Genomic DNA, 12,605 nt, shown 5'->3' with positions numbered 1-12,605 from the left:
GGGCCGAAGTCGATGAGGGTGTGCGGAGCGGTACGGGATGAGCCGGGGGCGCGGGGCGCGGTGTGCACTCGGGGCCGAGGGCGGTCCCGGGGCTCAGTACCAGTTGTTGTTCTGGAAGAAGTTCCAGGCGCCGCAGGGGCTGTCGTAGCGGTTCTCGATGTAGTACAGACCCCACTTGATCTGGGTCAGCGGGTTGGTCGCCCAGTCCGCGCCCATGAGGCCCATCTTCGAACCGGGGTTGGCCTGCGGGATGCCGTACGCGGCGGAGGAGGGGTTGTCCGCGTTCCAGCGCCAGCCGCTCTCCTTGTCCCAGAGCCGCTCCAGGCAGCTCCACTGCGCGGCGGTGTTCCAGGCGCTGTTCCGCTGGGCCATCAGATTCCGGCCCGCGGCCTTGACCTGCGCGATGTTGTCGCGGTCGACGGTCTCCGGCGCGGTGGTGGTGCACTTGAACGTGTTCGGCTGCGCCGAGAGCAGCTTCTGCGTCCAGCCGTCCGTGTTCACCGGGTCGTCGTTGTGGTACGTGATGTCGCTGCCGCTGCCGTCGTTCGGGTTGGCGTCCTTGTACCAGTACATGGCGCCCGTGGTGCCCATCCGGCCGTAGTAGAGCCCGCCGCCGGGCGAGACCAGCTGGTCGAAGGCGGACCAGCCGCTCGTCTTCAGATCGTCGCGGTCCCAGGCGCCAGCGCTGTTGATCTTGTACGAGTAGAGCGCGCCCGTGGAGGTCGTCGCGAGCAGCCGGTCGTCACCGGCGGCGGTGAGGGTCTTGAGGACGAAGCCGCTGCCGATCTCCTTGCGCTGGCCGATGTGCTGGGAGCCCTGCGGCTTGTCCTGGGAGACGAGGTACTGGAGCAGCGTCCCGTCGGACGTGGTGCCGTAGAGGTGGCCATGGCCGTCGTAGGTCAGCTTGTCGTGGGTCCAGCCGCTGTCGGCGATCTTCTCGACGCCGGAGAGTTCCAGGGCGTTGTTGTTGGTCAGGACATCGACCCGGTAGAGGGCGCCCGCGGTGGAGGTCACCAGGACGGTGTTGAAGTTCAGGGTGGCCATCGCCTTGGGCGTGAAACCGAGGTCGGGACCGATCCGGACCTTGGTGAGGTCGCCCCGAGCGGGGTTGATGGCGCTGAAGGTGAGCCGGCCGTCGTCGAGGATTCCGTACACGGAGGCGGTGCCGGAGCAGGAGGTCGCGGCCTGGGCGGCCGGGGCGGTGGCGACGGTGGCGGCGGTGAGGAGTCCGGCGCCGACGGCACCGGAGAGCAGCGCGCCGGTGGCGGCACGGAGGGCGGGACGGATGGCGGGCACGGGGTTCCCCTCGGGCATACGGCGTACGGCGTACGGGTGTGGTGATCGGTGATCGGTGATCGGCGATGCGGCGGCGGTGACGCGGGGGCGGGCCGGGGTGCGCGGGCGCTCGGCGCGCGGCGCTCAGGGCCGCCCGGGGCCGGTTACTGCCAGCTCATGTCGTACGGAGCGATCTGCCAGCTCATGTCGTTCGTCGTGAACGAGGGCTGAAGGGCCGTCACCGAGGTGGCGCGGACCGGGGCGGAGTGTCCGGCGGCGGAGGCGACGGCCGGGGTACCGAGGGCGAGGACGAAGGCGGCGACCGCGGTGGCCTGGGCGATACGGGTGGCGCTCATGACTGCTGAGGTCCTTTCGGGGGGTGGCCGTCAGGAGGTCCGTGCGACGGCGGAGAGTGCGGATTCCCGGTGCTGTGAGCGCCCCGCGGTTGGCGCCCCCGTTCCGGTGATCACTAGCTAAGCCGCAGCTCAACGGGGTGAGAAGAGGATTCGGCTGGACCGAATAGGACGTGGACGGTTGCGGCCAGCGAGGCCGTTCCGGGGCCGTTTCCGGCCGTCCGCGGCCCCGGTCAGGAGGTGCCGGAGCCGAACAGCTCGGGCCGGAGCAGCGGAGCCTCGGCCTTCAGCAGTCGTGCGGAGGGCAGCCTCCCGCTGTCGAGCAGCCGTCGGCTCACCCGTTCGGCCCGGCTCTCCGCCTCCGCGAGCGATCCGGCCACCAGATAGAAGCCGAGGACGAAGTGCCGGGGCGGACGCCGGTGCACGGACAGATGCTCGATCCGGTCTTCGTCGGTGAGCAGAGAACGGCTCAATTGCCGCAGATCAAATGGGATCTCCGTGTCCGGCGGAGTCTCAAAGCGCGCGTGGACGAGGTACATCCCCCCAGGGTCGGGCCCTCGTCAGGGGTGAACTCGCCCTGAGCGCTGGCCGATTCGGGCCAGGGCCGGAAACGGCCCGTCCGCCGCCCGTTATCACGGCGTGCGCCGGTGCATTTTCTGCACAGATATGAGCCACTTTCTGCGATGATCGACAACGTGTGATCGTGTTTGACACCGAGGGGGGACCTCATGCTCACGGGCCTTGGGCTGAGTGCTGCGGCCGAATCCGTCTACCGGGCGATGCTGCTGCATCCACGGGCCGGGGTGGCCGCGATCGCGGCCACGACCGGCGACTCCGAGGCGGAGGTGCGCGAGGCCCTCGACGAACTCAGCGAGCTGGCCCTCGTCCGGGCCTCGGCCGAGGACGAGGGCCGGCTGCGGGTGGTCTCCCCGGACATCGGCATGGAGATCCTGATGGCCCGCCGCCAGGCCGAGCTGGCCGCCGAACAGCAGCGCCTCGAAGCGTCCCGCGCGGCGGCGGCCCAGCTGATCTCCGAGTACGCGGAGCTGCGCCCCGCGACCCCGCACCCGGGCGTGGAACAGCTCATCGGCCTCGACGCCGTACGCGACCGGCTCGTCGTGCTGACCCGGGAGCTGAAGGAGGAGCTGATGGCCTTCTCACCCGACTCCGCGCTGACCGAATCGGCGATCACGTCGTCCCGCCCGCTCAACGAGGAACTGCTCGCGCGCGGGGTACGCATGCGGACGATCTACCTGGACAGTGTCCGCAACAGCCGCCCCTCCATCGAACACGCCAACTGGCTGGCCGAACTGGGTGGCCAGGTCCGCACCGTGGCCGCGCTGCCGACCCGGATGCTCATCGTGGACCGCGGCACGGCCGTGATCCCGGTCAGCAGCGACAACACGGCGGCGGGCGCGGTGGTCCTCACCGGCCAGGGCATGCTGACCGCCCTCTGCGCCCTCTTCGAGGCCACCTGGGCCGCCGCCCACCCCCTGGCCGAATCCACCACCCGCGACCCCCACGGCCTCACCCCCCAGCAGTCCGTTGCCCTCCACCTCCTCGCCGACGGCCACACCGACGACTCCGTCGCCAAACGCCTCGGCGTCTCCCCCCGCACCGCCCGCCGCATGGCCAACGACCTGATGGAACGCCTTGAGGCCCGCAGCCGCTTCGAGGCGGGCGTCCGAGCGGTACAGCGTGGCTGGCTCCCGAACGAGGAGTGAGCCCGACCCTGCGGGTGCGGGGGCTCAGCGCGCGCGGAGCCCGGCTCCGGGGCGGACCGGCTCGGCTCCGGCTGACCCCGGCCGACATCCAACGCCAACTCCGCTCGAAAAACTCACTTCACAGGCATCCACACCGCCCAACATGGTCCCGACCAGCCTCGACGGCAAGACCTGACAGAGCCCTACTGGTCATCGGTGTTCAGCCAATTCTGGCTGATGGTCTGTACGCCGATGACGCTGGGGAAGCGATCTGCAAGGTAAGGCTGTTCGATCTTCTCGCCGGTCTCACGGTCGCGCCTGGCCTTGACGCCGCCCATCTTCATCTTCTTCAGAGTGCCGATGGTCTCACCTGAGACGAGTGCGTTGAATGCCTTGATGGCTTGTGCCGCCTGTTGGACGCTGTCCCTGCTGATGACGCCTTTGTTCACATTGAGCATGGTGTTTGTGTAGACGGCCCGGGGATCTTTTCCGACATAATCGCGACTTGCGTCACCGATCCCTTCGAAGAAGAGATTGACCACACTCTCGGGCCACTTTTCCAGGATGATGTGGTGACTGATGAGCAGTCCCGTGCCGCTGGCGTGGCACTGTCGTCCCTTTGTCAGCATGTAGTTGATTCGGGATTCTGGGATGGGCCATGATGACATGAGCTCAGGGATCTCATCGGCAGTGATTTTTCCCGTAGTCCAACGGGTCCAGTGAAGGCCCTGAGCCCGATTGCGAAGGATCTTCAGCGATGCGCTGTAATAGTTGGCATTGTTCTGCGTCATGCCGGACGCCTGGGCCACGTGATCGCCTGCGGTCCGCACACGACCTCCGTCGATGGCGGCGAAGGTGTCAGGGTCCAGGTCGTATGTGACCTGTGCGGTCACGGAGATTCCTGTGTCGATGATGGCCTGTGCTCGATGCTGTCCATCGATAAGGCAACCGTGTGAGTCCAGCGCGAAACCTTGATGGGTCGTTCGGAATTGTCCCGTCCGCAGGATTTCTCGAAATTTCTCGACGTTGTAACTGCGCAACGGCACGCAGTTGCAGACCCGGTTTTTCATCCACTTGACGCACATGTCAGGTGTGACCAGCACTGTCTTGGTACGCATGGATGAGTTCTCCCGGTTTTGTACAAGGGTGCGACGGAATTGAGCCCGCTATTTCTCGTTGCGCAGCATTGCAGGCCCGATCTGATTCTGTAGCTGAGTGATTGAAATATGGCAAGATTTGTCCGAAAGTGTAAGTTTTCTTTCTCGGTTGCATCGATTGTGGTCTGTCGACACCGAGTTGTATCAGTCTTTTATCGCCCTTCGTTCAAGGGCGGTCCGACAGGTGATGGGCTCAACGGCAGTTGAATGGGCTACAGCAAGGGTGTCAATGATGGGGATTGCAATGTCATTGAGGTGCCAGTGCAGTGGAATCGAATAATCCCCGTTGCCTGGCGTTTGGACTGATTCATCAGGGTGCCGCCTGTGAGGCCGACGGAGGGGCACCTGGCGCAGAATGCTGCTCAGCTGTTGTTCGGGGCCAGGGTCCTGTGCGGCTGTATGAAGGCGTCCATCGCTTCAGCGGTCGGGTGCCAATGATCTGGGTGGGACGTTGATGGAGGAGACTATTTCGCGGATGGCGGGTTCTCGTTATGGCTCGTACCGTTCGGTCAGGGATTTGGTGGCGATCGCCGAGTTGGCCGGGCGGCCTGCGAGGTCGCGGACGACGTTGTACGGGGAGGTGTCCGGGGAGCGGACGCGGGCGGCGGAGGCGTCGGACGGGCAGTTGCCGGAGTTGCTGCCCCTGGTGACCGACTAGCCGCGTCCCGCCCCGCCCCGCCCCGCCCTGCCCCGCCCCGTCCCGTTTCATCCCGTCATGGTCTGCTGTGGGGCGTCTCGTCCGGGTTTGTCCCGTCCTGTGCGGGCACGGTCCCGTACCGGGGTCCTGTGCGGCGCCGGGGGCGGTGGTGGTGCAAGCCCCTGGGGTCGTGTCGGGGGTCGGTCTCGGTGCTGACTTCCCGGTGCGGGGGACCGGCCCCGCGGTGGATGTGGTGGCGGTGCCGCTGTCGGCATGCTGGAGCCGGCGGCGGGCGGGTGGGGAACGGCCGGTGCTGTTCCTCCGGGTGCCGGGGTGGCCCGTTCCGGCGGGAGTGGGCCCGGTGTGCTGTTCCGTCCGGCGGCCGCGGGAGCTGTGGTCGGTCATCCGTGAGCGGGAAGGCGGCGGTCCGTGGTGTGGTGGTTCGGGCGGACGGAGCTGGTCGCGGGGGCCGTGGTGCTCACGGCTGCCGCGCTGGTGGGTGCGGGGGCGGAGCTGCGGTCCCCGCCTGTGCTGGACCATGGGCCTGTGGTGATCGGCGAACGCGCGGAACGGGAACGGGCCGAGCAGGCCGAACGGGCCGAACGCGCCGAGCGGGCGGAACGGGGCCGGCGCGCCGGGCGGGAGCCGTGTGCCGGGACGGACACGGACACCCGAACCGACAGCGGACACCGGAGGCCCTGCCACCCTCGCGGGTGACAGGGCCTCCGATCTGATGCTTCAGTGTGCCCCCGGCAGGATTCGAACCTGCGACACCCGCTTTAGGAGAGCGGTGCTCTATCCCCTGAGCTACGAAGGCAAGAGCCGGTACCCATGGCCGGTCGGCCGGGTGGGTCCGTGGGCAGTGGGGCTGGTTGGCAGCCGGTGACGGTCAAGGTCGGGGCGGTGCCGTGCAGGGTCCTACTGGCCTCTGACAGCGTAGCGGATGTGTTCGCCGATGAGGCGCCTGGTTGCCGAGAAGATCACGGCGGACCGGGAGGCGGGTGGGGCGGGGCGGGGGGTGGGGTGCCGCCCGGGTCGGTTTCGGGCCGGTGGAGAGCGTCGCCGGGATCGGCGTCGTCCTTCGTCTCCGTCGTGCGCCCGGAACCGGACGCGGGCGCTCCCAGGGCGGACGACCCCCGGCGAGGACGGGGTCGCGCGCGGCGTAGCGTAGAGGTATGAGTGCCTATGGATCTTTCCCCGGGGCCCGGCCGCGTCGGCTGCGGACCACCCCCGCCGTGCGGCGTATGGTCGCCGAGACCCGGCTGCACCCCGCCGATCTGATCCTTCCCGCCTTTGTCCGGGAGGGTGTCAGCGAGCCGGTGCCGATCTCCGCCATGCCCGGTGTGGTGCAGCACACCCGGGACACGCTGCGGAAGGCGGCCGTCGAGGCCCGCGCGGCCGGGGTCGCCGGGATCATGCTCTTCGGGGTGCCGGAGGACTCCAAGAAGGACGCGCTGGGCACGGCGGGCACCGATCCGGACGGCATTCTCCAGGTCGCCATCCGCGATGTGCGCTCCGAGGTCGGCGACGATCTGGTGATCATGTCCGATCTCTGTCTGGACGAGTACACGGACCACGGGCACTGCGGGGTCCTCGACGCCGATGGCCGGGTGGACAACGACGCCACCCTGGAGCGGTACGCCGAGATGGCCCAGGTCCAGGCCGACGCGGGCGTCCATATGGTCGGCCCCAGCGGGATGATGGACGGCCAGGTCGGTGTCATCCGGGACGCGCTCGACACGATCGGCAAGGAGGATGTGTCGATCCTCGCGTACACCGCGAAGTACTCCTCGGCCTTCTACGGGCCGTTCCGGGAGGCCGTCGGCTCCTCGCTGACCGGCGACCGCAAGACCTATCAGCAGGACTCGGCCAATGTGCGGGAGTCGCTGCGCGAGCTGGCGCTCGACCTGGACGAGGGCGCCGACATCGTCATGGTCAAGCCCGCCGGGCCCTACCTCGACGTCCTCGCCAAGATCGCCGAATCGGTGTCCGTACCGGTCGCCGCGTACCAGATCAGCGGCGAGTACTCCATGGTCGAGGCCGCCGCCGAGAAGGGCTGGGTCGACCGGGAGAAGGCGATCCTGGAGACCCTCACCGGCATCAAGCGGGCCGGTGCCGACATGATCCTCACCTACTGGGCCACCGAAGTCGCCCACCGGCTCTGACCTGCGAGGGGAGACACCTGCGAGGGGAGACCGGGGAAGCGGCAGCGGAGGGGGCCGGGGCGCATGCCCCGGCCCCCTCCGTTCGCTCCGTCCGGCAGCCTCAGTGCCTCAGTGACACCTCAGCAGTACAGGTTCGGCCCCGTCGGCACCCCGAGGATCTTGGTGAAGCGCTCGTACCGCGTCACCCGGCTCTGCACGTACTGCGGACCCTTGCCGTCGCACTCCAGCGCACCGTTGATGGAACGGACCGACTGGCCGAAGCCCGCGCCGCTCACCATCGCGTCATGGCCGGTGATCGGGCCGGGGCCGTCCTGCGTGTTCCAGTACCACAGGCCCGTCATCATCGCGATCGCCGGGTCGCGCTCGACCAGCCAGGGGTTGTTCAGCAGGTCGACACCGAGGTAGTCGCCCACGGTCTTGTAGTTGAAGTTCCAGCTCAGCTGGATGGGCCCGCGGCCGTAGTACGCGGACTGGCCCGCCGGGCAGCCGTAGGGCTGGTCGCGGTCGCAGTACAGCGGGTAGTTGGCCTCGTTGATCTCCTTGATGTAGTAGAGGCCGCCGGTCTCATGGCTGACGTTGGCGAGGAACGCCGCCGCCTCCTGCTTGCGCATGGTGTCCGTGCCGGTGTGGGCGAACTTCGGGAACGCCTTCATGGCGTCCGTCAGACCCTTGTACGTGTAGAACGGGTTCCGGCGCGGGAACATCTCGTTGAACTGGGCCTCGGTCACCACGAAGCTGTTGTGGTCCGGGTTCCCGGTGCCGCTGCCGCAGAGGTACTTGTCCCAGTAGTAGCTGCTGGCCACCGGGTTGTAGCCCGGGTTGTCGCGCTCGGCGATGTAGACCGAGCCATCGGTGTACTTGACGATGTCCCGGGCCTTGTAGTTGGCGCCGGCGGACCAGTTGGGCGCCTTGGCGCACTCGTCGGACGGTGTCGCGGCGGTGGCCGTCGCGGCCGGCAGCAGCACCGTGGCGGCCAGCGTACCGACGGCGGCGACGCCGACCATGAGCGCCTTCATACGTTCTCTGAGCACGACTTTCCCTTTCGCACGAGCACGTCAACGGGCACGCCGGAGCGGCCCGGGGGAAGCCGGTGCCGAACGGGTGCGCCGTGGCGGGGGTGTACGCACAGCCAAGCGCTCCCGATGGGTTCCAGTCAAGGTATAGACCAATGCCTTTTCGCTCTTAACCTTCAGAAAAGGAAGGGGCGTTGGCCTCGTGCGATGGCACGGCGGGCCGGGGGAGATCCCCGGCCCGCCGTGCCGTACGGGTGGTGCGGTGGGCGTCAGCAGTACAGGTTGGCGCCGGTCGGGACGCCCAGGAGCTGGGCGAACCGGGTGTAGTTGGTGACCCGGCTCTGGACCTGTGCCGGGTTGCCGCCGTTGCACTCCAGGGAGCCGTTGATGGAACGGATCGACTGGCCGAAGCCTGCCCCGTTCACCATCGCGGCGTGGCCGGTCATGGTCCCCGGCCCGTTCTGGGTGTTCCAGTACCAGAGGCCGGTCTTCCAGGCCACGGCCGGATCGGTCTGCACCCGGGAGGGGTTGCCCAGCAGATCGATGCCGAGGTGGTCGCCCGCCGCCTTGTAGTTGAAGTTCCAGCTCAGCTGGATGGGCCCGCGGCCGTAGTACGCGGACTGCCCGGCCGGGCAGCCGTACGGCCGGGTGCGGTCGCAGTAGTGCGAGTAGTTGGCGGTGTTCTGTTCCACGATGTGGACGAGGCCGCCGGTCTCATGGCTGACGTTGGCGAGGAACGCCGCCGCCTCCTGCTTCCGTACGGTGTCGCTGCCGGTCTTCGTGAACGCCGGGAACGCGCTCAGCGCGTCCGTCAGACCCTTGTAGGTGTAGAACGAGTTCCGCCCCGGGAACATCTGGTTGAACTGGGCCTCGGTCACCACGAAGCCGGACGGGTTGGGGTTGGGGTTGGGGTTCGGGGTGCCGCCGCCGCTACAGGTGTGCGGGTTCCAGAACCAGTGGCTGATCACCGGGTCGTAGCCGGGGTTGGCGTGCTCGGCGATGTAGTACCGGCCATCCGTGTACCTGACAACGTTGCCAGGTACATAGGCGGTCCCGGCCCGCCAGGCCGGGGCGTTGGTGCACTCGTCGGCCGCGGCCGGTGTCGCCGCGGGGATGAGGCCCGCGACCGCGAGCCCCGCCGCAGCGAGGATCCCGGTCAGGGCGGAAGTCAGGCGCTTTTTCAGCACGATTCGGCTCCTTCGTGCGTCAACGGCCTTGCCCGGGTCCCGGTTGGGGGCCGGGAGGGGATTCCGGACAGGGCTGTGGTGGTGGGGGGAGCACCACTGAACCGCGCTGACTGCGCCCCAGTCAAGGTATAGACCAATACGAATGTGCCTGTGTGACGTGTCGACTCCCGCGCTGTGGTGAAGAGTTGAAGCAATGGGGTGACGGGGCGTCAGTGCGGTGGCTCGGCGTCCCGCGGGCGGGCGGGGTCGCCCGAGCCCGGTCGCGGGGTCGGCCCCGGCGCCGCCGCCGGTCCGGCGCCCCCGCGCCCCGCACGGGCGGCCCGCCCGCCCGGCCCGTACCGATCATGGGGCGCGGCGCTCGGCCTGCCACGGTGCCCGGCGGACACGTCGGCGGGGACAGCGGACAGGTCAGTGGGGACAGCGGACACGTCGGCGGGGACAGCGGCCAGGTCAGTGGGACAGCGGACACACCGGCGGGGACAGCGGGCAGGTGAGCGGGGAAAGTGGTGATCAGACGGCCCCGGGCGCACCCTGGAGACGTACCACCGGACGCGCAGCCCGACCGCTGGAGGTGATCCGTCATGCAGACGCTCGTCGGATGGCACATCGACATGGAATTCCGTGAAGAAGGGCACCATCGGACCCGGGCCGCCGCCCTGGTGCGGCTCCCGGACGGAACCGAGGTGCGCGGTCACGGCTCCGCCCAGCGGCACCCCTCCGACGCGGAGCAGCTCCGGGTCGGCGAGGAGATCGCGGGCGCCCGGGCGCTGATGGACATCGCCTCGCAGATGCTCCAGAAGGCCCACGCCGAGATCGACGAGGATTCGGGGCGCACCTCCCACGGCCTCGGCTGAGGCCGAGCCCCACCGGGAAGGCCCGTGCGCACCTGCCATGACGCGGGCCCGTGCGCACCTGCCGCGGCGCAGGACACGCGCGCACCTGCCACGGCGCGGGACACGCGCGCACCTGCCACGGCGCGGGACACGCGGGAACGTCTACGGCGAAGGGCCCGCGACCGCCACGGTCACGGGCCCCTGCGGTACCCGCACGCACGCCGCGCGGGTGCCGAATGGCTCAGAGGCGCTCGGGCGTGCGGATGCCCAGCAGCCCCATTCCCTGGTGCAGCGTCCGCGCCGTCAGATCGATCAGGAAGAGCCGGTTCTCCACCACCTCGGGCGGATTCTCCGCGCTCAGCACCTGGCACTGGTCGTAGAACCGCGTCAGATGCGAGGCGAGCTGGTACAGATACGCGGCCAGCTTGTGCGGCTCGTACGCGGCGGCCACCTCGGCGATCGTCTCCGCGAACTGGTCCAGGTGCAGCCCCAGCGCCCGCTCGGCCGGGGCCAGCGCCAGCTCGGGGTGCGCCTTCGGCCGGACCTCGCCCGCCTTGCGCTTGATCGACTGGATGCGGGCGTACGCGTACTGGAGGTACACCGAGGTGTCCCCGTTCAGCGACACCATCTGGTCCAGGTCGAACTTGTAGTCCCGGGCGGCGGACGTGGACAGGTCCGCGTACTTCACCGCGCCGATGCCGACCTGGGTGCCGCGCTCGGCGATCTCCTCGTCGGTGAGGTCGCGGGCCTTCTCCCGGACCACGGCCGACGCGCGGTCGATCGCCTCGTCCAGCAGGTCCACCAGCCGCACCGTCTCGCCCTCACGGGTCTTGAACGGCTTGCCGTCCGAGCCGAGGACGGTGCCGAACGCGAGCTGGACGGCCTTGACCCCCTCGCCCAGCCAGCCGGCCCGGCGGGCGGTCTCGAAGACCATCTTGAAGTGCAGCGACTGCCGGGCGTCCACGACATAGATCAGCGTGTCCGCGCCGAGCCGCTGCACCCGGTCGCGGATCGCGGAGAGGTCGGTGGCCGCGTAGCCGTAGCCGCCGTTCGACTTGCGGACGATCAGCGGCACCGGGTTGCCGTCCGGGCCCTTGACGTCGTCGAAGAAGACACAGAGCGCGCCCTCGGAGCGGACAGCGACGCCCGACTCCTCCAGCAGGCGGCAGGTCTCGTCCAGCATGTCGTTGTAGCCGGACTCGCCGACGATGTCGGGGTCGCGGATCTCCATGTCCAGCTTGTCGAAGACGGAGTAGAAGTAGATCTTCGACTCGTCCACGAACCGCTGCCACAGGGCACGGGTCTCCGGGTCGCCCGCCTGGAGGGCGACCACCCGGTCCCGGGCCCGCGCCTTGAACTCCTCGTCGGAGTCGAAGAGCGCCCGGGACGCCTTGTAGAGGCGGTTCAGCGAGGACATCGCCTCCTCGCCGGAGACCTCCGCGCCCTCCTGGTGGTCCAGCTCGTGCGGGTGCTCGATCAGATACTGGATGAGCATGCCGAACTGGGTGCCCCAGTCGCCGATGTGGTGCCTGCGGACCACCGTCTCACCGGTGAACTCCAGGATCTCCGTCATCGCCGCGCCGATCACCGCCGAGCGCAGATGACCGACGTGCATCTCCTTGGCCACGTTCGGCTGGGCGTAGTCGATCACGGTGGTGCCGGGGTGGTCCCTGAGCGGGACGCCGAGGCGGTCGTCGGCGGCGCGCGCCGCCAGCGTCCGGACGATCGCGCCGTCCGTGAGCGTGATGTTCAGGAAGCCGGGCCCGGAGACCTCGATCTCCTTCAGGACGTCGTTCTCCCCGATCGCGTCCACGACCTGCGCCGCCAGCTCACGCGGGTTGCCCTTGAGCTTCTTGGCCAGCGCCAGGATGCCGTTGGCCTGGAAGTCCGCCCGGTCGCTCCGTCGCAGCAGCGGGTCGGCGGGGCCTGCTTCCGGCAGGGCTGCCGTGAGGGCGTCCGCGAGGCGCTGGTGCACATCCGAGGCGAGTGAAGGGACCGAGGCCATGGGTTCCGTTCCTGGGGTGGTCGTACCAATTTATGGATGTCAAGTGTCCCATGCGGGAGCCCTCTCTCCCGCCCGGATTTCCGCCTGGGCCCGGCCTCGGATGTATCCCTGGATTCACCCCTGAATTCACCCCCGGGCCCCGGCCCCCGATTCACCCCTGGGCCCGGCCCCGGAATCACCCCGGCACCCGGCCCCCGGAAACACCTCGACGAGCGGTGCGGACGGTCTGGGAGAATGGGGCATCGATGCGACAACCCCAGCGATGAGGAAGAAGGAC

General features: G+C 68.8%; 11 protein-coding genes, 1 tRNA gene and 1 pseudogene. 5 read left to right on the top strand and 8 right to left on the bottom strand.

What is annotated here, in order from left to right; translation table 11 throughout:
- Positions 1–93: 93 nt before the first annotated feature.
- The 3 genes from CRV15_RS10970 to CRV15_RS10960 form a co-directional block, all read right to left on the bottom strand.
- Complete coding sequence (locus CRV15_RS10970) at positions 94–1,314, bottom strand: aggregation-promoting factor C-terminal-like domain-containing protein (RefSeq protein ID WP_003953273.1); 1,221 nt, start codon at positions 1,312–1,314, stop codon at positions 94–96.
- 125 nt (positions 1,315–1,439) lie between these two features.
- Positions 1,440–1,631: a hypothetical protein gene (locus CRV15_RS10965; protein WP_003953271.1), complete on the bottom strand. Its 192-nt coding sequence runs from the start codon at positions 1,629–1,631 to the stop codon at positions 1,440–1,442.
- Between the two features lie 230 nt (positions 1,632–1,861).
- Complete coding sequence (locus tag CRV15_RS10960; protein ID WP_009997263.1) at positions 1,862–2,101, bottom strand: hypothetical protein; 240 nt, start codon at positions 2,099–2,101, stop codon at positions 1,862–1,864.
- A 255-nt stretch (positions 2,102–2,356) separates the two neighbouring features.
- On the opposite strand from CRV15_RS10960, the gene CRV15_RS10955 reads away from it, so the two are divergent.
- Positions 2,357–3,352, top strand: coding sequence for a helix-turn-helix transcriptional regulator (locus tag CRV15_RS10955; protein ID WP_003953269.1), 996 nt, complete (start codon positions 2,357–2,359; stop codon positions 3,350–3,352).
- A gap of 182 nt (positions 3,353–3,534) precedes the next feature.
- Here CRV15_RS10955 and CRV15_RS10950 read toward each other — a convergent pair whose 3' ends face one another.
- Complete coding sequence (locus CRV15_RS10950) at positions 3,535–4,449, bottom strand: hypothetical protein (protein ID WP_003953268.1); 915 nt, start codon at positions 4,447–4,449, stop codon at positions 3,535–3,537.
- A gap of 460 nt (positions 4,450–4,909) precedes the next feature.
- Here CRV15_RS10950 and CRV15_RS10945 point away from each other — a divergent pair.
- Together CRV15_RS10945 and CRV15_RS10940 are read left to right on the top strand one after the other, a co-directional pair.
- Positions 4,910–5,146: pseudogene (locus tag CRV15_RS10945) on the top strand (hypothetical protein); the annotation flags it as partial.
- A gap of 408 nt (positions 5,147–5,554) precedes the next feature.
- Positions 5,555–5,842, top strand: coding sequence for a hypothetical protein (locus tag CRV15_RS10940; RefSeq protein ID WP_003953266.1), 288 nt, complete (start codon positions 5,555–5,557; stop codon positions 5,840–5,842).
- 27 nt (positions 5,843–5,869) lie between these two features.
- Here CRV15_RS10940 and CRV15_RS10935 read toward each other — a convergent pair.
- Positions 5,870–5,942, bottom strand: a tRNA-Arg gene (locus CRV15_RS10935).
- Between the two features lie 358 nt (positions 5,943–6,300).
- On the opposite strand from CRV15_RS10935, the gene hemB reads away from it, so the two are divergent.
- Complete coding sequence (gene hemB / locus CRV15_RS10930; protein WP_003953265.1) at positions 6,301–7,290, top strand: porphobilinogen synthase; 990 nt, start codon at positions 6,301–6,303, stop codon at positions 7,288–7,290.
- 119 nt (positions 7,291–7,409) lie between these two features.
- Here hemB and CRV15_RS10925 read toward each other — a convergent pair whose 3' ends face one another.
- Both CRV15_RS10925 and CRV15_RS10920 read right to left on the bottom strand, forming a co-directional pair.
- Entirely contained in the window at positions 7,410–8,321 is a 912-nt protein-coding gene (locus CRV15_RS10925; protein WP_003953264.1) for a glycoside hydrolase family 19 protein, read from the bottom strand.
- Between the two features lie 251 nt (positions 8,322–8,572).
- Positions 8,573–9,487 carry a glycoside hydrolase family 19 protein gene (locus CRV15_RS10920; protein WP_196933390.1) on the bottom strand — a complete coding sequence of 305 codons (915 nt, stop codon included), beginning with the start codon at positions 9,485–9,487 and terminating at the stop codon, positions 8,573–8,575.
- A 584-nt stretch (positions 9,488–10,071) separates the two neighbouring features.
- On the opposite strand from CRV15_RS10920, the gene CRV15_RS10915 reads away from it, so the two are divergent.
- Complete coding sequence (locus CRV15_RS10915; RefSeq protein ID WP_003953261.1) at positions 10,072–10,344, top strand: DUF1876 domain-containing protein; 273 nt, start codon at positions 10,072–10,074, stop codon at positions 10,342–10,344.
- Between the two features lie 220 nt (positions 10,345–10,564).
- Here the strand turns inward: CRV15_RS10915 and argS are convergent, their stop codons facing one another.
- Positions 10,565–12,328, bottom strand: coding sequence for an arginine--tRNA ligase (gene argS / locus CRV15_RS10910; protein WP_003953260.1), 1,764 nt, complete (start codon positions 12,326–12,328; stop codon positions 10,565–10,567).
- Positions 12,329–12,605: the final 277 nt, after the last annotated feature.

This window comes from Streptomyces clavuligerus (genome assembly GCF_005519465.1).
Classification (GTDB): domain Bacteria; phylum Actinomycetota; class Actinomycetes; order Streptomycetales; family Streptomycetaceae; genus Streptomyces; species Streptomyces clavuligerus.
This window is presented reverse-complemented; position numbering and strand designations above follow the sequence as displayed.

Bases quoted from the DNA above. Each gene is read 5' to 3' on its own strand.
- CRV15_RS10955 (WP_003953269.1), top strand. From the start codon at position 2,357: ATGCTCACGGGCCTTGGGCTGAGTGCTGCGGCCGAATCCGTCTACCGG.
- hemB (WP_003953265.1), top strand. From the start codon at position 6,301: ATGAGTGCCTATGGATCTTTCCCCGGGGCCCGGCCGCGTCGGCTGCGG.
- CRV15_RS10965 (WP_003953271.1), bottom strand. From the start codon at position 1,631: ATGAGCGCCACCCGTATCGCCCAGGCCACCGCGGTCGCCGCCTTCGTC.
- CRV15_RS10915 (WP_003953261.1), top strand. From the start codon at position 10,072: ATGCAGACGCTCGTCGGATGGCACATCGACATGGAATTCCGTGAAGAA.
- CRV15_RS10950 (WP_003953268.1), bottom strand. From the start codon at position 4,449: ATGCGTACCAAGACAGTGCTGGTCACACCTGACATGTGCGTCAAGTGG.
- CRV15_RS10970 (WP_003953273.1), bottom strand. From the start codon at position 1,314: ATGCCCGAGGGGAACCCCGTGCCCGCCATCCGTCCCGCCCTCCGTGCC.
- argS (WP_003953260.1), bottom strand. From the start codon at position 12,328: ATGGCCTCGGTCCCTTCACTCGCCTCGGATGTGCACCAGCGCCTCGCG.